The following is a 19,781-nucleotide window of genomic DNA, read 5'->3' on the forward strand; positions in this document are numbered from 1 at the left end:
GGGCGCTCTAATGTCTCAAGTCACTGAGTCTGTAGTTAAAGGTGCGCCGAAGCCCATGACCCCGTTTCAGGAGTTCTGGCACTATTTCAAGCGCAATAAAGGGGCCGTTGTCGGCCTGGTTTATATCATTGTGATGTTCGTTATCGCCATCGGTGCCGGGGTGCTGGCACCGCATGCGCCGGCGGATCAGTTCCGCGACGCGCTGCTCAAACCGCCGGTCTGGCAGGAAGGCGGCAGCTGGCAATATATCCTCGGTACTGACGATGTGGGCCGTGATGTACTGTCGCGCCTGATGTACGGCGCGCGGCTGTCGCTGCTGGTCGGCTGTCTGGTGGTGGTGCTTTCGCTGATCATGGGCGTGGTGCTGGGCCTGCTGGCCGGTTATTTCGGCGGCGTGGTAGATGCAATCATCATGCGTATCGTCGACATCATGTTGGCGTTGCCGAGCCTGCTGTTAGCATTGGTGCTGGTGGCTATCTTCGGCCCCTCCATCGTCAACGCTTCGCTGGCGTTAACCTTCGTCGCCTTGCCGCACTACGTGCGACTTACGCGCGCGGCGGTCTTGGTGGAAGTGAACCGCGACTACGTCACCGCTTCACGCGTGGCGGGCGCCGGTGCGCTGCGCCAAATGTTTATCAACATCTTGCCAAACTGCCTGGCGCCGCTGATCGTCCAGGCCTCTCTTGGCTTCTCGAACGCCATTCTGGATATGGCCGCTCTCGGCTTCCTGGGCATGGGTGCGCAACCGCCAACGCCGGAGTGGGGCACCATGCTCTCCGACGTACTGCAGTTCGCTCAAAGCGCCTGGTGGGTCGTGACCTTCCCCGGCGTGGCGATTCTGCTGACGGTGCTTGCATTTAACCTGATGGGGGACGGCTTGCGTGACGCTCTCGACCCCAAACTCAAGCAGTAACAGAGGACGAGAGAGATGGCGTTATTAAATGTAGACAAGCTTTCGGTGCACTTCGGTGACGAAGGCACTCCCTTCCGCGCGGTAGACCGCATCAGTTACAGCGTGGAGCAGGGCCAGGTGGTGGGCATTGTCGGCGAATCCGGCTCCGGCAAGTCCGTCAGCTCGCTGGCGATTATGGGGCTGATCGACTTCCCCGGTAAGGTGATGGCCGAAAAACTGGAGTTTAACGGCCAGGATCTGCGCAAAATTTCCGAAAAAGAGCGTCGCCAACTGGTGGGCTCGGAAGTGGCGATGATTTTCCAGGATCCGATGACCAGCCTTAACCCGTGCTACACCGTCGGCTTCCAGATCATGGAAGCGTTGAAGGTGCACCAGGGCGGCAACCGCCGCACTCGTCGTCAACGGGCTGTTGATTTGCTGACCCAGGTAGGTATCCCCGACCCGGCTTCGCGTCTCGACGTTTATCCGCACCAGCTTTCGGGTGGGATGAGCCAGCGCGTGATGATCGCCATGGCGATTGCCTGCCGACCAAAGCTGCTGATTGCCGATGAACCGACCACCGCGCTCGACGTGACCATTCAGGCGCAAATCATCGAACTGCTGCTGGAATTGCAGCAGCGTGAAAATATGGCCCTGTTGCTGATCACTCACGATCTGGCGCTGGTGTCCGAGGCGGCGCATCACATCATCGTGATGTATGCCGGGCAGGTGGTGGAGTCCGGTAAGGCATCGGAAATCTTCCGCGCACCGCGTCACCCTTATACTCAGGCGCTGCTGCGCGCGTTGCCGGAATTCGCCGCCGATAAAGCGCGCCTGGCTTCGCTGCCTGGCGTGGTACCGGGCAAATATGACCGCCCAAGCGGCTGTTTGCTCAATCCACGCTGCCCGTACGCCAATGAGCGTTGCCGTACTGAAGAGCCGGAACTGCGCAGCATTCCCGGCCGTCAGGTTAAATGTCACACACCGCTGGATGATGCGGGGAGGCCGACCGTATGAGCCAGAACCAACCCTTATTGCAGGCGATTGACCTGAAGAAACACTACCCGGTCAAGAAGGGGCTATTTGCCCCGGAGCGGCTGGTCAAAGCGCTGGATGGCGTTTCCTTTACGCTTGAGCGTGGCAAAACGCTGGCGGTGGTGGGCGAATCCGGCTGCGGTAAATCGACGCTGGGTCGCCTGCTGACGATGATTGAAGTTCCGACCGGCGGCGAGTTGTACTATCAGGGGCAGGATTTGCTGAAGCCGGATGTCACTGCCGAGAAGCTGCGACGCCAGAAGATCCAGATCGTGTTCCAGAATCCTTATGGATCGCTCAACCCACGCAAGAAGGTCGGGCAGATCCTTGAGGAGCCGTTGCAGATCAATACCGCGTTAAGCAGCGCAGAACGTCGTGAGAAAGCGCTGGAGATGATGGCCAAGGTCGGATTGAAAACCGAGCATTACGATCGTTATCCCCATATGTTCTCCGGCGGGCAGCGGCAACGTATCGCTATTGCACGCGGGTTGATGCTTAACCCGGACGTAGTGATTGCCGATGAGCCGGTTTCTGCGCTGGACGTGTCCGTGCGGGCGCAGGTGTTGAACCTGATGATGGATTTGCAGCAGGATTTGGGGCTGTCTTACGTGTTTATCTCCCATGATTTGTCGGTGGTGGAGCACATTGCCGACGAAGTGATGGTGATGTATCTCGGCCGCTGCGTGGAGAAGGGCAGTAAAGACGCCATCTTCAATAATCCGCGTCATCCGTATACCCAGGCGTTGCTGTCCGCGACACCGCGCCTGAATCCGGATATGCGTCGCGAGCGCATCAAGCTGACCGGCGAATTGCCCAGCCCGATGAACCCGCCGCCAGGTTGTGCATTCAATGCTCGCTGCCGCCGTGCTTTCGGGCCTTGTACCCAACTGCAACCCCAGTTAAAGCAATACGGCGAGCAGATGGTGGCCTGCTTTGCGGTCGATCAGGATGAAAATTCTGCGGCATAACTTTGTTATCCATGAAAATTAACTAAAAATGCCGGTTTTTACGCCGGCATTTTTTTTGCTTTTAATTATGATCGTATTAATTAGTTTATTGAGTGGATTTTTTATTTGTATTAATGGCGCTTATTTTTCTTAGCGAAATCCTGACGAAATAATCTGAATTAGGAATCTTCGCAAACCACTGATAATTAATCTCTTGGCTTTTTCTATCCGGATTATTACGCCGATTGGAATGGAATGCCCAAAGCCAATGTTAAGGATTAAGGTTCCGCCGCAGCTTGATGGCTGCAAAAAAAAGCACGCCTGAAGGCGTGCCCAGATGGCTGATAAAGTCCTTTGCAATTAAAAGTTCTGATTTAGGGACTAATAAAAACAAAGGATTATGTTTTCTGATTTACCCCAAACATCCGAAAACCACGTTTTTCGGGTGTTTGTCATCAGACTAAGCACGCCCGAAGGCATGCCCCTGAGTCATCAGGTAATGCAATTACTGGGGATATGGTACCCAATCGCCGCCGTTTAGCCGGATGTAAGGCTTGCCCTGGTATTGCATCACGATGGCGTTGTCATTCTCGGAAATGACCGCCGTCTGTGGCAGGTTCTGCGTCAGCGCCTGCCAGTCTACGCTCGGTGCGGTGAAGGCCTTGCCGTCTACCAAACGAGAAACCAGCTCGGAAAGCGCCAGGTAGCTGCTTGGCGTTTTGACCTGCAGCGGGCTGCCCTGATGCGGCGCTTTCATACCAACCAGTTTGATACCTACCGGCGTATGGGTAATGTTCGGGCTTGGGATATCGCGCAGGCCGGACATCTGCATTTTGTCTCCCACCAGTGCCGCGCCGTGTTCCGGCACGATCACCACCATCACCTTGCGGCCAGACTTCTCCAATTGATCCAGGAAGGTGTTCAACTGGTCGAACAATTTCTGCGCCCGGGGTTGATAGTCCGCGCTCTTGTTCGAACCGACGAAACGGTTACCGTCATGCAGTGGAATGATATTGAAGAAGGTGGCGCTGCGGGCATCACCGGCTTTCTGCTGCTGATCCAGCCAGCGGGTGAGCAGTTCCAAATCGTTGTATATCGGTTCGCCATCGAACGAGGCCAGCTCATTGCCGATCCCGGCCTGAGACATCAGCGGTGCCTGCATATCACCCTGTTCGCGCAGCTCTTTCAGGAAGTTGCCGAACACGCCGGAGTGATCCAGCATCAGCTGTTCTTTGAAGCCCAGCTTGGCAAGATTATCAAACAGATAGCATTGCTGATTGACCGGCTGATACAAATCGTGATGCGAAGGCTGACCACAGCTGGCGCGTAACAACCTGATTGCCGCCGGGCCGCTGTAGGCGGTGGCCGAATTGAAGTTGTCGAACATAATGTCCATCTTCGACCACAGCGGATGGTTTTCCAGTTTTACCGCGTCCATGTCGGCCCAGGCCAACGAACAGATGTTGATCACCAGCAGGTCAAACGGCTGAGCATCGGCAGGCAGGCTGGCCGGGAAGGCGGTTGCGCGGGTTTTTTCCTTGTCGTAGAACTGATTCAGATAGGCCGTCAGGTTGGCGCTGGTTGGTGGCGCACTGTCCGCCGGTGCGCTGTCGCCCCCGGTGGCCGGCTGCGTCGTTGCCGGGGTGCTACTGGTAGAAGCGTTGGTACTGGCCGGTAACAGGGAGACGGCCGGCCCGGCAATGTTGACCAGGTTCAACCACACCAGTGCGGCAACGGTGAATACGGTAACCCGTACCCATTGAGCCAGGAACAGGTAGGCAATCAGCATCACGAAGGCCGCGCCGATCATCTGCCAATTAATAAAGCGATTTATCAGCTCCAGCAGATATTGGGCGCTAAAGCCGGTCAATTGCGAACCCTGGCTCATGATGCTGTTGATGCCGGGCAACCAGGTGTCGTGATAGAACAACGCAATCCCAATCGGGATCGCCACGTAATGACGCCAGCGGTGCAGACGCATCGCCGGTATCGGCATCAACAGAAATGCCATGAACACCAGGTTGGGCAAGGCGTGGAAGTTCAGGTAACCGAACCACAGCAGGGCAAATTTGGCCAGGAAGTAGTAGTTCCAGCCACCCAGCCCACGCCAGTAGCGCCACAGGGAGTTATCGGATTGCGGGTTGTTTGTTGGCTTCATGGCTGTTTCTTACGCTTAATCTGAGATGAAGAACCTTCGCGCACCCATAATCCGATGGATTTTAAATAGCGCGGTGATAACAACAGGTTTTGCCAGTACTGACGCCAGTGCGGGAAACGCCGGTGAAAGGCGTAACCCAGTGGGATGAAAATAATGGCGCACAGAATAATCAGTTGCACAATGTCGTTAAGATTCAACATGCTTATTCTCCTGCGCACCGGTAGTCAGCGTGAAAGCCACCGGTTGACGGCGCTCCTGCGGGCGGTCTGCCTCGGCGGCGGCCTGGCGCGGTGTGGCCTGTGCGGTCGCTGCAGGCAACGGAATATTGGCGTTGTGCGCCAGCCGTTTAATTTCAGAAATAATATCTACGTCCTGGTGCCACACCACCCGGTTACTGAAGGCTTCATCTACCGGCAGACGAAAAATAAACTTCAGAGCGGTATCCAAATCGTTAATCCGGCAGGTGGAGAGAAACAGGACCAGTCGGCCTTGCACCACGGTCATTACGTCGCCGAAGCGCCGTAGAAAACACAGGGTCATCGCCTGTTCGGCGCGCAACCCGGGCACCGGGCGCAGCGCTACCATCACACCTTTACCGTCTTCCGGCAGCAGCGTGTTGCCCATCAGCGAAATCACCGCCTGACTAAAATCGTCCGGCCGCATATAACCTTTCAGTTGCAGCGGACGCAGCCCGGCCAGCAGGGCATCAATATCTGCCGGAACGTGGCGCGAGAAGCGTTGCCCCTGAATACCCTCAAGCATGGTCAAAAAGCGCGACAACGGTGCCACGTGCGGCACAATCAGATTGGCGCCGCAGGCCAACAGCAAGCGTTCGTCACTGTAACGCAGGCTGGCGCTCATCTCGCGTACCACGATTTTCAGGCCGTTGCCGCGCTGACGGCGCAGGCTGTGGATTTGATGCGCCAGCGCATCAATTTCATCACTTTGGTACAGGGCGAAGATCAACGTAGCCGAAAGCGTCAACATGCCGTGCTGCGCCAGTTGCGCATTGGTTTGCAGCAGTTGCCAGTTGGCCGATAGCGGCGGCGCGCCTTCAAGAATGCTCTGCTGGGCCAGGTAGCGCCCTTCATCGCTGCGGATGGAGGTCGGAGAAGGTTTATTGCTGTCGTCGTCACCCTGCCAGCCGTGCTCACCGGCATACAGCGTCAGCAATTGGTTGGCGTTGATGCCGTTTTCGGTGCTCCACCAGTTAACCAGATACTGTGCACTGTCCTGCTGCCACTGCAGGCTGGCCAGCCCGTTAAGGATGCGGTGTTGAGTGCTGAGTTGCCCTTTGAGTTTATTCACGCCGCCGCCGTGGCTGAGGATCAGCAGCGTGCAGCCTTGTCGGCGCAGCCAGGCGCCGGTGGCGCGGGTCCAGTCACCCAACTCTTCGCGGGTGAAGGTCTGCCATAAGCTGGCATGGGCCAACAGAATCAATAGGCGATTTTGCGGTTTTAGGGCGCGCATCAGGTCGTCGCTAAAGTGCATCAGTGCCGCTTTTTTCTCGGGTAGCTGGTACAGCGGGATTTTTTTCAATGCGGGGGAGACAAGTGCCGCCAGCAACCCGTCAGGTTTTTCTCCGCTGCATATCAACGCGACCTGGCTGGTTGCAGCCTGGGCAGCCAAGGTTTGCTGGCAGAGCAGGTTGGCATCGGTTTGACGGTCGACATTCACCCAATACAGCCCCGGGGCTTGCATGACAGACAGTTCTTCCCAAATCTGCCGAACACCTAATGAGAAAGATTGCGCCATAGGATATTTTTCTACTTTCGTTGAAAGTGTCATCGCGGCCAACTGAGTATAGCTATTCGGCCATCCTGTCATTGGGAACAATAATAAAAAAATTAAAACCAGCCATGTACTAATATTTGTTGAGAATCATCTTATTGGCCATGTCTTTTTTTTAGCGTTGCTATAGTAATTAACATTAGCCTATTTTTTTGAGGCGGCAGAATGAATGATCAATTAACGCGCTTTCACGCAGTGGTGCCATCGGAAACTCAGGACGATTTGCTGGCGCTTAGTCAGGCATTTTCGCTGCCAAAATTAAGCTATGTCGATATCGCACGTCAGGAGCGGTTAACGCAAATGATGGCCAACTGGCCGCTGCTGGCCGAATTAGCGCAGACCACGGGGAGCCGTTAGTTTATGCCAGTGATTGCTCTGCAGGGGTTGCGAGGCGGGATGGGGGCGACGTCGGTCACCGCGGCGCTCGCGTGGGCATTACAGCAACTGGGCGAGTCGGTATTGGCGATTGATTTTGCGCCGGATAACCTGCTGCGTCTGCATTTTAATACCCCATTCGAGCTGGCGCGGGGTTGGGCCCGGGCCGAGCAGGACGGCGGCGATTGGCAACAGGGCGCGATGCGCTACTGTGAAAACCTCGACTTTCTCCCCTTTGGCCAGCTCACCCTGGCGGAACGAGTGAATGTACAACAATCTTGTCGGCAACAGCCCGCCCGCTGGCAGAACAATCTGGCGCAGCTAAACGCCGCGGCGCAGTACAACTGGATCCTGTTGGATCTGCCGGCGGATGATGAAGCACTGGCTCAGCAGGCGCTGGCGGTAGCAGATTGCGTCTTTACCCTGATTGCTCCGGACGCAAACTGCCAGGTGCGGCTGCATCAGCAAGCGTTGCCGCAAGGCTGCCGTTTCCTGATTAATCACTATTTCGCCGCCAGCCGACTCCAGCAGGATTTACACCAGCTGTGGCTGCAAACGCTGGGGGGATTGTTGCCGGTGGTTATCCACCGCGATGAGGCGATGGCCGAAGCCCTGGCGGTGAAACAGCCTTTGGGGGAATATCGGCCGGAAAGCCTGGCTGCGGATGAAGTGCTGACGCTGGCTAACTGGTGTCTGATTAACCTGAAGGGGACGGCGCCATGAGCCGGGTGATGAACCTGCTGCTGGTGCTGCCGGTCCATCAGGCGGTGCAGACGCGTTACCGTAACTACCGACGGCATGGTTCGTCGGCGTTTACCGCCTTTTTCACCACGCTGCTGGTGGCACTGGGCTGGATTTTCCTGCGTTTCGAATCCCCCGGCTGGCAACGGTTGCGGGCTGAGCGCAGCTATTGGTTCCCCCATCTATCCTCCAGCCGTCCGCGGCCGGCGGACGCGCTGCGCTATCTGGTGCAAGGGTTGTGGCTGTTGGTGTTCCGCACCGATCGTGCACCTGTAACCCATCATCGTTTCGCCGGCTGGCGGCGGTTGCAATTGCGCTACGCCCAGTGGCTGCAAACCCTGCCACAGCGGCTGGAAAATGCCGGGCTGGAGCAGCGTTCGGTTGAGCGCCTTGGCCGGATGAGCCAGCGCATGCGCCGTCTGCTGTTTATTATTGTCGGCGTATTGGCGGCAATCCTCGCCATACTCTGTATTTCTCAACCGTTCGATCTGCCGGCGCAGTTTGTGTTTGTGGTGCTGCTGTGGGCCATTGCCATGGTGGTGCGCCGGGTACCGGGCCGTCTGCCGGGACTGATGCTGATCGTGCTGTCGCTGACCGTTTCCTGCCGCTACCTGTGGTGGCGCTATACCGCCACCTTGAACTGGGACGATCCGCTCAGCCTGACCTGCGGCCTGCTGCTGCTGATAGCGGAAACCTATGCCTGGGTGGTGCTGGTGTTGGGATATTTCCAGACCGTCTGGCCGCTGAATCGCCAGCCGGTGCCGATGCCTGCCGACAGCGCAACCTGGCCGACGATCGATTTGCTGGTGCCGACCTACAACGAAGATCTGGGGGTGGTGAAGCCGACCATCTACGCCGCGCTGGGCATCGACTGGCCGAAAGAGAAGGTCAGTATTTACATCCTCGATGACGGTAACCGGCCAGAATTCAAAGCGTTCGCCGAAGAGGTGGGGGTTAAGTATATCGCCCGGCCAACTCATGAGCATGCCAAGGCCGGTAACATCAACAACGCGCTGAAACAGGCCACCGGCGAGTTTGTCGCGATTTTTGACTGTGACCACGTACCCACGCGCTCGTTCCTGCAACTGACCATGGGTTGGTTCTTCAAAGACAAAAAGCTGGCGATGCTACAGACCCCGCATCACTTCTTCTCGCCGGATCCTTTTGAGCGCAACCTGGGGCGTTTTCGTCAGACGCCGAACGAAGGAACGCTGTTCTATGGCCTGGTGCAGGACGGCAACGACATGTGGGACGCGACCTTCTTCTGCGGCTCCTGCGCCATTCTGCGTCGCAGTGCGCTGGATGAAATCGGCGGTATCGCGGTGGAAACCGTCACCGAAGATGCCCATACCTCATTGCGTTTGCATCGCCGTGGACACACCTCAGCGTATATCCGTATCCCCCAGGCCGCCGGGCTGGCGACCGAGAGCCTGTCGGCGCACATTGGCCAGCGTATTCGCTGGGCACGCGGCATGGTGCAAATCTTCCGGCTGGATAACCCGCTGTTAGGCAAGGGGCTGAAGTTGGCGCAGCGGTTATGTTATGCCAACGCCATGCTGCACTTCTTGTCCGGTATTCCACGGTTGATCTTCCTGACCGCACCCTTGGCCTTTCTGTTGCTGCATGCCTACATCATTTTCGCCCCGGCGCTGGCGATCGCGCTGTATGTGTTGCCGCATATGATCCACGCCAGTCTGACCAACTCGCGTATTCAGGGGAAATACCGGCACTCTTTCTGGAGTGAGATCTACGAAACGGTATTGGCCTGGTATATCGCCCGGCCAACGACGGTGGCGCTGTTCAATCCGCACAAGGGCAAATTCAACGTCACCGCCAAAGGCGGGCTGGTGGAAGAAGAGCACGTCGACTGGGTGATCACCCGGCCCTATATGTTCCTGGTGATCCTGAATCTGGCCGGGCTGTTCTTCGGCGTTTGGCGGCTGGGTTACGGCCCGGCCGATGAAGTCATGACGGTGATCATCAGCCTGGTGTGGGTGCTGTACAACATGACCATTCTCGGTGGGGCGGTGGCGGTAGCGGTAGAGGCCAAACAGGTGCGTCAGGCGCACCGGGTAGAGATCGCGATGCCGGCCGCAATCGCTCGTGCCGACGGCCATCTGTTCCCTTGTACGCTGCGCGATTATTCCGATGGAGGGGTGGGCATTGAGATGCGCGTAGCGGATGCGCTGAAAGATGGCGACAAGGTGTCGCTGCTGCTCAAACGCGGGCAGCAGGAATACAGCTTTCCGTGTGTGGTGACCCGAGCCTTCGGCAGCAAGGTGGGGATCCGTATGGTTTCCATGACCACCCGCGAACACATTGATTTTATTCAGTGCACCTTTGCCCGCGCCGATACCTGGGCGTTGTGGCAGGACGGGTTCCCTGAAGATAAACCGATCGAAAGCCTGCGCGACGTTCTGGCGCTGGGCTTCCGGGGTTACGTACGTATGGCGGATTATGCACCGCCGATGGTGCGCCGCCTGCTGGTCGGGTTCACGACGCTGATTGCGTGGGGAGTGTCATTTATCCCACACGGCGTTGGCAGAGCCCCGGCCTTCAGCCAAAAAGAGACAGTGGTATAGGCAAACCGCCCGCTCACTCGCCTGGCCCCCAGGCTATAACATTGATGATGATACGATGACGAGAAAAATAACCTGGTTTACCGCCCTGGCCTTAGGCATCAGCACCCTGTCTCAGGCTGAAACCGCCACCGCGCCGACCGGACAGCCGCCGGTGACGATACCCGCCGATGCGTCGGTCACCACCCCTATGGGATCGGCCGCGCCGGTGGATCCGAATGCGCCGGTTCGTGATGTGCAGTTGCCGTTCGCCACTATTGCTCCGCCGCCGGGGACCTTTACCCTGCGCGGTACCCGGCCGGATGGCCAGGTTGAATTCGGCGTGCGCAGCGATGAGGTGGTGTCGCAGGCGATGCTTGATCTGGAGTTTACGCCGTCACCGTCGCTGATCCCGGTGGAGTCGCACGTCAAGGTGTACCTTAATGATGAGTTGATGGGGGTGACGACCCTTGCCAAAGAGCAGCTCGGTAAACCAAATCGCATCCAAATGGCGATAGATCCTCGCTATATCACCGATTTTAACCGCGTACGGCTGGTGTTCGTTGGCCATTACCAAAACATTTGCGAAAACCCGGCCAGCACGACCTTGTGGTTGGAAGTCAGTAAATCCAGCTCGTTGAACCTGCGCTTCCAGACCTTGCCGGTGAAGAACGAACTGTCGCATTTCCCGGAGCCGTTTTTTGACAGCCGCGATAACCGCCCACTGATCTTGCCGATGGTGTTTGCCGGCCAGCCGGATATCACTCAGCAGCGCGCGGCAGGCATTTTGGCTTCGTGGTTCGGCAGCAAAGCACAGTGGCGCGGTCAGTCGTTCCCGACGCTGTACAACAAGCTGCCGGAACAGCACGCCATCGTCTTCGCCACCAACAAGCAGCGTCCGGATTTCCTGCGGGATTATCCGGCGGTCAACGGGCCGACGGTGGAGATGATTAGCCATCCGGATAACCCGTACATCAAACTGCTGCTGGTGCAGGGGCGCGATGACAACGATTTGATCACCGCGGTGAAAGGTATCGCGCAGGGCAATATTCTGTTCCGTGGCCAAAACGTCACGGTGGACAAGGTCGAACAGCTGGCTCCGCGTCAGCCCTATGATGCGCCTAACTGGGTGCGCACCGATCGGCCGATGACCTTCGCCGAGCTGCAGCAGTACGCTGAGCAATTGCAAACCAGCGGTATCGAGCCGGGCCCCATTTCGTTGACCATGAATTTGCCGCCGGACCTGTTCCTGATCCGCAGTACCGGCATCGATATGCACCTGAAATACCGCTATACCGCCCCGCGCATTCAGGACGGTTCGCGGCTGAGCGTCAGCCTGAACAACCAGTTCGTGCAGGCTTACTCGCTGGTGCCGGAGCATGAGCAGGGGGCCCAGTTGCTGCGCTTGCCACTGACCCAGGGGCTGATCGATTCGGACAAGAACGTCAATATTCCGGCGCTGCGTCTGGGGGCGACCAACCAACTGCGTTTCGACTTTGACTACACCACGCTGTTGGCCAGCGGCGCGGAAGGTCGTTGCGAAACCTATTCCTTTACCGCTAACCATGCGGTGATCGACGGCGCATCGACCATTGATTTCTCCGGTTACCGTCACTTTATGGCGATGCCGGACCTGCGGGCTTTTGCCAATGCCGGTTTCCCTTTCAGCCGCCTGGCCGATTTGTCGCAAACGCTGGTGTTGGTGAACAAGCAGCCGCAACCGGCGCAGGTCAGCGCTTTGCTGAACGCGATGGGCATCATTGGCGCGCAAACCGGTTACCCGGCGTTGGCGATGACGCTGAGTGACGACTGGTCGCAGGCCAAGGATCGGGATGCCGATATTTTGATGATCGGCACTATTCCCCCGGAGCTGAAGGACGATAAAAAGATCAGCCTGCTGGTGGACGCCACCCAGAGCTGGGTCAAACAACCGACGCGGCAGTTGCCGCTGCCGACCATGGACGTGCTGGCAGAAGACACCAAGCCGGACAGCAAAACCACCATCAGTTCTGAAGGGGCGATGGCTGCAATTATCGGCGTGCAGTCGCCGTTTAACGCTCAGCGCAGCATTGTGGCATTGCTGGCGGACAGCGCGCGGGGTTACGACCTGTTGAACACGGCGCAGCTGGACAGCGGCAAGCGTGCCGCGGTGTTTGGCTCGGTTGCGGTGATCCGTGAATCAGGCGTGAACAGTCTGCGAGTGGGCGACGTTTATTATGTTGGCCATCTGCCATGGTGGGAGCGTATCTGGCACGCGCTGTCGACCCATCCGGTATGGCTGGCGGTGATCGCCGTGGTGGTCGTGGTGGTGCTGGCGCTGATGTTATGGCGTGGCCTGAAGGCCTTCAGCCGCCGTCGCCTGTCACCTGAAGACCGGGACTGATTGCCATGCCTGCGAGGTTGAAGCGTCTGACCATCGGCATGCTGCTGCTGTGCGCATTCAGCGCGGCGGCAGCCTGTGAATGGCCGGCCTGGCAACAGTACAAACAGTTTTATATCAGTGAGCAGGGACGAGTGATCGATCCGAGCAGTCCTAACCGAATCACCACCTCGGAAGGCCAGAGTTACGGACTGTTCTTCGCGCTGGTGGCAAACGATCGGCCTGCTTTCGATCAATTGCTGACATGGACGGAAAACAATCTGGCCGCGGGCGACCTCAGTGCGCATTTGCCCGCCTGGTTGTGGGGCGAAAACGAACAAAAGCAGTGGACGGTGCTGGACAGCAATTCGGCATCCGATGCCGACCTGTGGATTGCCTACAATTTGCTGGAAGCCGGTCGGTTGTGGAAAAGCCGCCGTTATCAAACCCTTGGCACCCTGTTGTTGCAACGTATCGCTCGTGAAGAAGTGGCGGATATCCCGGGGCTGGGGTTGATGCTGTTACCGGGCAAAGTCGGCTTCGTGGCGGAAGATCGCTGGCGCCTCAATCCGAGCTATTTACCCCCGCAACTGCTGGCACGTTTTGCCGTGCTGAATGGCCCATGGCGGAAGATGCAGCAAACCAACCAGCGGTTGTGGTTGGAAACCGCGCCGCACGGCTTTTCGCCGGACTGGGTGGTGTGGCAGGTCGGCAAAGGCTGGCAACCGGATACCGTCAAACCGAATATCGGCAGTTATGACGCCATCCGGGTTTATTTGTGGGCCGGCATGCTGGCGGACGACGATGAACATAAGGCGGCGTTGCTCAAGCAACTGCAACCTATGGCGCAGCTAACGGCTCAGCAAGGCGTGCCGCCGGAGAAAACCGACACTGCCAGCGGTAAAACCCACGGCGATGGTCCGGTGGGTTTCTCGGCGTCGATGTTGCCGATGTTGGCGCACGAGCCAGAGGCCTTGCAGGTGCAGCGCCAACGTATCAAACAAAACCCGCCTGGCGATCGGGCCTATTTCAGCGCCTCGTTGGCGCTGTTTGGTCAGGGATGGGATCAACAACGTTATCGTTTTAATCGGCAGGGTGAACTTCAACCCTCCTGGGGCGGCCAATGCGTAACTTCCGAATAAACTGGCTGGGCCTGGTGCCTTTAAGCCTGGCGATGCTGCCACAGGCGCAGGGAGCAGAAACCGTTGCGCCGGAACAATGGCTGCTGGAGCAGGTGCGGGTTGGAGAGGCCGGCAACAAAGATGAGTTGGTTCGCCAGTCGCTCTACCGGCTTGAACTGATGGATCCGAATAACCCGGAGGTGATTTCCGCGCGTATGCGTTTGGCATTGCGACAGGGCAATTTGGCATTGGCACAGCAGCAGTTGGATAAGTTGAAACAGATTGCGCCGCAGTCAACTAGCTATCGGCAGGCAGAAATGAACATGCTGCTTACCCAGCCGGAAACCCGCCAAAAGCTGCAGCAGGCGCGGCTGATGGCGACCGCCGGGCGTTTGCCGGAGGCGAAAGCGCAGTATGACGAGCTGTTCCACGGCGATCCGCCGACGTTGGAGTTGGCGGTGGAATACTGGCGGTTGGTCGCGCGATTGCCGGGGCAGGAAGCCGCGGCGCTGAAACAGTTACAGACGCTGGATCAGCAATATTCCGGCAACGTGCCGCTGCGCATGTCGCTGGCGCGGATGCTATTTAGCCAGGACCGCGACGCGCAGGCCTATGATCTTTTGCAGAAAGTGGCTGCCGATCCTGCCGGACGCGGAGATGCCGCCGATCTGTGGCTGGAGAAAGTCAAAGCGATGCCGGTCAGTCCGCAGAGCGTTGCGGCCCTTAACCGTTTTCTTGGCGTTTTTGAAACCGGCGATCAGGCGGTCAGCGCCCGACAAGAACTGGCCCGGCAGCAGGCGCTGCTGTCGGATCCTGCCTACCAGGCGCGGGTGCGCGGGCTGGCGCAGGTGGACAAGGGCGGCAGTCGTGCCGCCATTCCAGAGTTGAAAAAAGCGTTGGCGGCTTCACCCAACGACGCCGACGTGCTGGGCGCGCTTGGGCAAGCCTATTCCCGCGTCGGTAATCGTCCACAGGCGCTGAGCCTGTTTCGTCAGGCCCTGCAGGCCGATAAAAGCGGCTACGGCAGCAGTAAATGGCAGAGCCTGATCAAGAGCAACAGTTACTGGCTGGTGGTGGATGAAGGTGACAAGGCGCTGAAAGCCGGTAATTTGGCGCTGGCACAGCAAAAATACCAACAGGCGCGACAGATAGACAACGGTGACAGCAGTGCGGTAATTGGCTTGGGCGACGTTGCGGTGGCGCGTAAAGATGATGCTGCCGCCGAACGTTTCTACCAGCAGGCGCTGCGGTTGGATCCCGGCAGCGGCAGCGCGGTACGCGGTCTGGTGAATATTTATCAGCGCCAGTCGCCGGAAAAGGCGCTGGCCTATCTCAACAGCCTGCCACGCGGCCAGCAAAACAAGCTGCGCAGCACGCTGGAGGGTTTGCAGCTCGATATGCTCAAGCAGCAGGCCGACCAGCTCGTACAGCAAAAGCAGTGGCATCAGGCGGCGGAGAAATACCGTCGTGCCCAGCAGATGGATCCTGATGACGTCTGGCTGACTTACCACTATGCGCAGACGCTGCGTCAGGCTGGGCAGCCGGAACAGGCAGATGCTCTGTTCGGTCGACTGGCGCAAAAACAGCGTGCGAATCCGCAGTTGGCATACGCCTATGCGCTGTATCTCTCCGGCAGCGATCGTGATACTCAGGCGTTGGCACAGTTGAATACCCTGCCCGCCGCGCAGTGGAACGACAATATGCGTGAACTGGCGCAGCGCTTGAAGATGCAGGCGACGCTGGAACATGCCGATCGGTTACGTACTGCGGGCGATGAGCCGGGGGCGGTGGCTTATCTGCGCCGCCAGCCGGCGGATACCCGCATTGATCTTCAGTTGGCCGACTGGGCGCTGGCGCGCGGTGAATATGACGCCGCACTGGCTGACTATCAGCGCGTACGGACGCGTGAGCCGAACAACCCGGATGCCAGGTTGGGTGAAATAGAAGCCTATGTAGCGCAGGGCAAGCTGAGTCAAGCACGCCAGCGGCTGCAAACCGCCGCGCCGGACCCGAGCGAATCAGACAACAGCGAGCGGCGGGTGGCTAACGCCTGGTATGCCGTTGGTGAACCGCAAAAAGCGACCGAGATTTTTACCCGGCTGAAAACGACGGCGCAGCTAGCGCCACCCAGCCAGGCGAAGGCGCTGATTTACCGCGACGCGGCACGGCTCGAACGTGATCAACAGCAGCCGGTGCTGGCCCAGCAGGATTATAAACAGGCGATGGTCGCCAGCGGTATTGCCCCGAGTGTGCCGCAGGATAACGACAGTTACACCTACCTGACGCGCAACAATCCGACAGATGACTGGCTTAAACGGGGCATTCGTTCGGACGCGGCGGATCTGTATCGGCAGCAAGACGTGAATGTCACCCTCGACCATGATTATTGGAGCTCCAGCGGCACGGGTGGCATCTCCGATTACAAAGCGCATGACACCATGTTACAGGTCGATATGCCGTTGTATGACGGGCGGGCGTTTTTCCGTTCCGATACCGTACAGTTGGATGCCGGCAGCTTCTCCACCGACGGCAGCGGCAAATATTACGAAACCTTCGGTACCTGCAATACTCAGGGGTGCAGTGGTGATGAGCGTCAGAAAACCACCGGCACCAGCGTGGCCGTGGGGTGGAAAAACGATCGCTGGGCGGGGGATATCGGCACCACACCAATGGGCTTTGAGGTGGTTGACTGGGTCGGTGGACTGGCCTACAGCAATGACTGGAACCACATTGGTTGGACGTTGGCGGCCTCGCGCCGTCCCATTTCCAGCTCATTGCTGGCGTTCGGCGGTACCAAAGACCCAAATACCGGTACCACCTGGGGCGGCGTGCGCGCGACTGGGGTCAGCCTTAGCGCCAGTTACGATCGCGGCGAAGCGCACGGTGTCTGGGCCGACCTCAGCGCACATCAGTTAACCGGCAAAAACGTTGAAGATAATCAGCGTGAACGCTTTATGGCCGGTTATTACTATAAGTTGATCAACGAAGATAATCGCCGCGTCACCGTCGGTCTGAACACCATGCTGTGGCACTACCAGAAGGATTTGAGCGGTTATTCTCTCGGTCAGGGGGGCTATTACAGCCCGCAGCAATATATGTCGCTGGCGATACCGGTAAACTATCGCCAGCGTACTGATAATTGGTCCTGGGAGCTGGGGGGGTCGGTGTCGTTGTCCCACTCGAAAACCAACAGCCAGCGGCGTTACCCGCTGCAGGGGCTGATCCCGGATTCGCTGCCGGACAAGTTTGCCGTCGAGGATGGCAGCTCTTCTTCCGGCGTCGGCTATACCCTGCGGGCGATTGTCGAACGGCGTCTCAGTTCGCACTGGACACTCGGTGCCGGCATCGACATCCAGCAGGCAAAAGACTATACCCCGAGCCACGCTTTGATTTATCTGCGCTATTCGCTGGCCGGTTGGCAGGGTGACCTGGATTTACCGCCGCAACCGCTGACGCCTTACGCCGACTTCAAGTAACCCCGCTAAGGGAGATTCGGAGTGTCGGCACAGAGGAGTTTTGCTACCCTGTGTACAGGCTGTGTCCCACAATTGGCTGTGGCGCGCAGCCTTTCATTAGGAAAAGACTGAAACCCTCGTTTTTCTTGGTTTTGCCCTGGGCATGAAGAGATAAAAACAGTCAACAATCGAGTATACTCAGACCGGTTCAAGGGATGGGTATTATTCATCCCTTTTTTATTTCAGCCCGAATTAGCGGAGAGCAGGTTTGCGGGTCAGGCGCTCATTAACGATTAAACAGATGGCAACGGTGTCCGGTGTGGCGCTGGTGACGATCTGTATCTTTATCGTGATCCAGTTATTCCATTTTGTGCAGCAGCGCAGGGATGACTATGCCCAGCAACTGGAAAATATCGCTCATTCGGTACGCCAGCCGCTGGCGGAAGCCGTGCTGCGCATGGACGTGCCGGAAACGAAGAAGGTGCTGAATACGCTGTTGCCGGTGGGCATCCTGACGCGCGCGGATATCGTGCTGCCGAACGAATTTCAGGCACTGCACGCCAACTTCCCGCCGGAACGTCCGGTACCGACAATGATCGCCCGCCTGTTCGAGTTGCCGATCCAGATTTCCGTTCCCCTCTATTCGCTGGAACGCGTGCCGGCCAACCCGCAGCCATTGGCTTATCTGGTGCTGCAGGCTGATTCGTTCCGCATGTATCAATTTATTCTCAGCATGCTGTCGACCATGTTGTCGACCTATTTGCTGCTGGCCTTGATTTTGTCGGTCGCCATTAGCTGGTGTATGAACCGGCTGATGGTGCATCCGCTACGCGCGATGGCCAAAGAGCTGGAAAACATTTCCCAGGAAGAAGCGCCTTATCATCAACTGATGTTGCCGGCGCTGCACCAGGACGATGAGTTGGGCTTGCTGGTGCGTAACTACAACCGCAATCAGCAGCGGCTGGCCAAAGCCTATGCCGAACTGAGCCGCATGAGCACTCGCCATCCGGTCACTGAGTTGCCAAATCAGGCGCTGTTTACCGCGCTGCTGGAACAACACATTGCTTCCAGCCTGCGGCCCGAGCGTTTCAATCTGCTGGTAATCGGCATTGAAACGTTGCACGAAGCCTCTGGCGTACTTAATCCGACGATGCGTGAAGCGCTGTTGTTGACGCTGGCGAAGAAATTACGTGAATGCATTGATGAAAACGGCGTGCTGGCGCAGTTAAGCAATACCGAATTCGCCATTCTGGCTAAAGGCGTTGAACGGCCGTTCCACGCCATGCAGTTGGCCCGTCGCATCATGGCGCAGATCAATGCGCCGCTGAGCCTGCAGGAAATGCCGCTGCGGCCCAGCGCCAGTATCGGTATTGCCCATTACCTGAACGCAGGGGAGAGCGCGGAGCAGCTGTTGCGTACCGCCACCTCGGCAATGATGTCGGCGCATCGCGAAGGCAAAAATCAGGTGTTGTTCTTCGAACCGAGCCTGACGGAACGCACCCAAAAGCGTCTGACGCAGGAAAGTGAGATCTTGCATGCCATTGAGCAGCGTCGTTTCACCCTGTTCCTGCAGCCGCAGATAGATATGCAGTCCAACGCGGTGATCGGCGCGGAAGCATTACTTCGTTGGCAGCAGTACGACGGCAGCTTTACCTTGCCGGCAGACGTCATTCCATTGGCTGAAGAGCTCGGGGTGATTGTGCCGCTGGGTAACTGGGTACTGGAAGAGGCTTGCCGCATCCTGGCGGATTGGCAGACTCGGGGGATCACCCTGCCGCTGGCAGTAAACGTGTCGCCAATCCAGATGCAGCATGAGAATTTTGTCCCGCATCTGAAAAACCTGCTGGCCCAGCATCGAATTGACCCGCGCAAGCTGCTGCTGGAAATTACCGAAACGGTGCGCATTGACGACCTCGATCGTGCGCTGGCGCTGCTGCGGGAACTGCACGATCTGGGGCTTTCCATCGCGTTGGACGATTTCGGCATGGGCTATTCCAGCCTCAATTACCTCAATCGATTGAAATGCCTGCCGATAGATTTGATTAAAATCGACAAGAGCTTTATTCAGGGACTGCCGATGGACGACGCGATGGTGCGCATCGTCAGTTCGATTTCCGAGGTGCTGGCGCTGCCGGTGATGGCCGAAGGCGTCGAGAATGCCGAACAACGCGACTGGCTGCTGCAGCACGGTATTTATAGCGGTCAGGGGTTTTTGTTTGCCCGCCCGTTGCCGCGCAGCGAATTTGAAGCCGAGTTCTGCCCGCCGCCAGCCTGATTTCCCTCTTGAGCCTTTTGCGGCGGGCGGCATCCACGTTGCCCGCTGGCCTTCTGGCTTGAAATACCCCCGCT

At 57.9% G+C, this 19,781-nt stretch carries 13 protein-coding genes; 10 read left to right on the top strand and 3 right to left on the bottom strand.

What is annotated here, in order from left to right:
- The first annotated feature begins 10 nt into the window (after positions 1-10).
- The 3 genes from dppC to dppF are packed head-to-tail and all read left to right on the top strand — an operon-like array spanning position 11 to position 2,895.
- The gene (gene dppC, locus H0S68_RS00580) at positions 11-913 is read left to right on the top strand and encodes a dipeptide ABC transporter permease DppC (RefSeq protein WP_041414095.1); all 903 of its coding nucleotides are present in this window, start codon (positions 11-13) and stop codon (positions 911-913) included.
- Between the two features lie 15 nt (positions 914-928).
- Positions 929-1,909 carry a dipeptide ABC transporter ATP-binding protein gene (dppD, locus tag H0S68_RS00585; RefSeq protein ID WP_020824730.1) on the top strand — a complete coding sequence of 327 codons (981 nt, stop codon included), beginning with the start codon at positions 929-931 and terminating at the stop codon, positions 1,907-1,909.
- Positions 1,906-2,895, top strand: a complete 990-nt coding sequence (dppF, locus tag H0S68_RS00590) for a dipeptide ABC transporter ATP-binding subunit DppF (RefSeq protein ID WP_020824731.1) — start codon at positions 1,906-1,908, stop codon at positions 2,893-2,895. The genes dppD and dppF overlap by 4 nt, the downstream gene beginning before the upstream one ends.
- Before the next feature lie 484 nt (positions 2,896-3,379).
- On the opposite strand, the gene bcsG is transcribed toward dppF, so the two are convergent.
- The 3 genes from bcsG to bcsE are packed head-to-tail and all read right to left on the bottom strand — an operon-like array spanning position 3,380 to position 6,787.
- On the bottom strand, positions 3,380-5,032 hold the full coding sequence (gene bcsG, locus H0S68_RS00595) for a cellulose biosynthesis protein BcsG (protein ID WP_130016587.1): 1,653 nt from the start codon (positions 5,030-5,032) through the stop codon (positions 3,380-3,382).
- Entirely contained in the window at positions 5,029-5,232 is a 204-nt protein-coding gene (bcsF, locus tag H0S68_RS00600; RefSeq protein WP_020824733.1) for a cellulose biosynthesis protein BcsF, read from the bottom strand. Before bcsF ends, bcsG begins: the two co-directional genes overlap by 4 nt.
- Positions 5,219-6,787 (bottom strand): cellulose biosynthesis protein BcsE, encoded by a 1,569-nt coding sequence (bcsE, locus tag H0S68_RS00605; protein ID WP_046374763.1) that lies wholly within the window; start codon positions 6,785-6,787, stop codon positions 5,219-5,221. The genes bcsF and bcsE overlap by 14 nt, the downstream gene beginning before the upstream one ends.
- Before the next feature lie 201 nt (positions 6,788-6,988).
- On the opposite strand from bcsE, the gene bcsR reads away from it, so the two are divergent.
- From bcsR to hmsP, 7 genes are all read left to right on the top strand, one after another.
- Positions 6,989-7,180 carry a cellulose biosynthesis protein BcsR gene (gene bcsR / locus H0S68_RS00610; protein WP_046374762.1) on the top strand — a complete coding sequence of 64 codons (192 nt, stop codon included), beginning with the start codon at positions 6,989-6,991 and terminating at the stop codon, positions 7,178-7,180.
- 3 nt (positions 7,181-7,183) lie between these two features.
- Positions 7,184-7,921, top strand: coding sequence for a cellulose biosynthesis protein BcsQ (gene bcsQ, locus H0S68_RS00615; RefSeq protein ID WP_130016588.1), 738 nt, complete (start codon positions 7,184-7,186; stop codon positions 7,919-7,921).
- Positions 7,918-10,521, top strand: coding sequence for a UDP-forming cellulose synthase catalytic subunit (bcsA, locus tag H0S68_RS00620; protein WP_410529091.1), 2,604 nt, complete (start codon positions 7,918-7,920; stop codon positions 10,519-10,521). Before bcsQ ends, bcsA begins: the two co-directional genes overlap by 4 nt.
- A gap of 55 nt (positions 10,522-10,576) precedes the next feature.
- A complete protein-coding gene (gene bcsB / locus H0S68_RS00625) occupies positions 10,577-12,880 on the top strand; it encodes a cellulose biosynthesis cyclic di-GMP-binding regulatory protein BcsB (RefSeq protein ID WP_020824738.1) in 2,304 nt (767 codons plus the stop codon).
- A 5-nt stretch (positions 12,881-12,885) separates the two neighbouring features.
- Positions 12,886-13,998, top strand: coding sequence for a cellulose synthase complex periplasmic endoglucanase BcsZ (bcsZ, locus tag H0S68_RS00630; protein ID WP_048762510.1), 1,113 nt, complete (start codon positions 12,886-12,888; stop codon positions 13,996-13,998).
- Positions 13,980-17,453 (top strand): cellulose synthase complex outer membrane protein BcsC, encoded by a 3,474-nt coding sequence (gene bcsC / locus H0S68_RS00635; RefSeq protein ID WP_410529092.1) that lies wholly within the window; start codon positions 13,980-13,982, stop codon positions 17,451-17,453. Before bcsZ ends, bcsC begins: the two co-directional genes overlap by 19 nt.
- Before the next feature lie 247 nt (positions 17,454-17,700).
- Positions 17,701-19,707: a biofilm formation regulator HmsP gene (hmsP, locus tag H0S68_RS00640; protein ID WP_410529093.1), complete on the top strand. Its 2,007-nt coding sequence runs from the start codon at positions 17,701-17,703 to the stop codon at positions 19,705-19,707.
- Positions 19,708-19,781: the final 74 nt, after the last annotated feature.

The sequence above is a fragment of the Serratia sp. AXJ-M genome (genome assembly GCF_046531865.1).
In the GTDB taxonomy this organism is placed as follows: domain Bacteria; phylum Pseudomonadota; class Gammaproteobacteria; order Enterobacterales; family Enterobacteriaceae; genus Serratia; species Serratia liquefaciens.

Coding starts and splice junctions, on each gene's coding strand:
- dppC (WP_041414095.1), top strand. CDS start 11: ATGTCTCAAGTCACTGAGTCTGTAGTTAAAGGTGCGCCGAAGCCCATG.
- dppD (WP_020824730.1), top strand. CDS start 929: ATGGCGTTATTAAATGTAGACAAGCTTTCGGTGCACTTCGGTGACGAA.
- dppF (WP_020824731.1), top strand. CDS start 1,906: ATGAGCCAGAACCAACCCTTATTGCAGGCGATTGACCTGAAGAAACAC.
- bcsG (WP_130016587.1), bottom strand. CDS start 5,032: ATGAAGCCAACAAACAACCCGCAATCCGATAACTCCCTGTGGCGCTAC.
- bcsF (WP_020824733.1), bottom strand. CDS start 5,232: ATGTTGAATCTTAACGACATTGTGCAACTGATTATTCTGTGCGCCATT.
- bcsE (WP_046374763.1), bottom strand. CDS start 6,787: ATGGCGCAATCTTTCTCATTAGGTGTTCGGCAGATTTGGGAAGAACTG.
- bcsR (WP_046374762.1), top strand. CDS start 6,989: ATGAATGATCAATTAACGCGCTTTCACGCAGTGGTGCCATCGGAAACT.
- bcsQ (WP_130016588.1), top strand. CDS start 7,184: ATGCCAGTGATTGCTCTGCAGGGGTTGCGAGGCGGGATGGGGGCGACG.
- bcsA (WP_410529091.1), top strand. CDS start 7,918: ATGAGCCGGGTGATGAACCTGCTGCTGGTGCTGCCGGTCCATCAGGCG.
- bcsB (WP_020824738.1), top strand. CDS start 10,577: ATGACGAGAAAAATAACCTGGTTTACCGCCCTGGCCTTAGGCATCAGC.
- bcsZ (WP_048762510.1), top strand. CDS start 12,886: ATGCCTGCGAGGTTGAAGCGTCTGACCATCGGCATGCTGCTGCTGTGC.
- bcsC (WP_410529092.1), top strand. CDS start 13,980: ATGCGTAACTTCCGAATAAACTGGCTGGGCCTGGTGCCTTTAAGCCTG.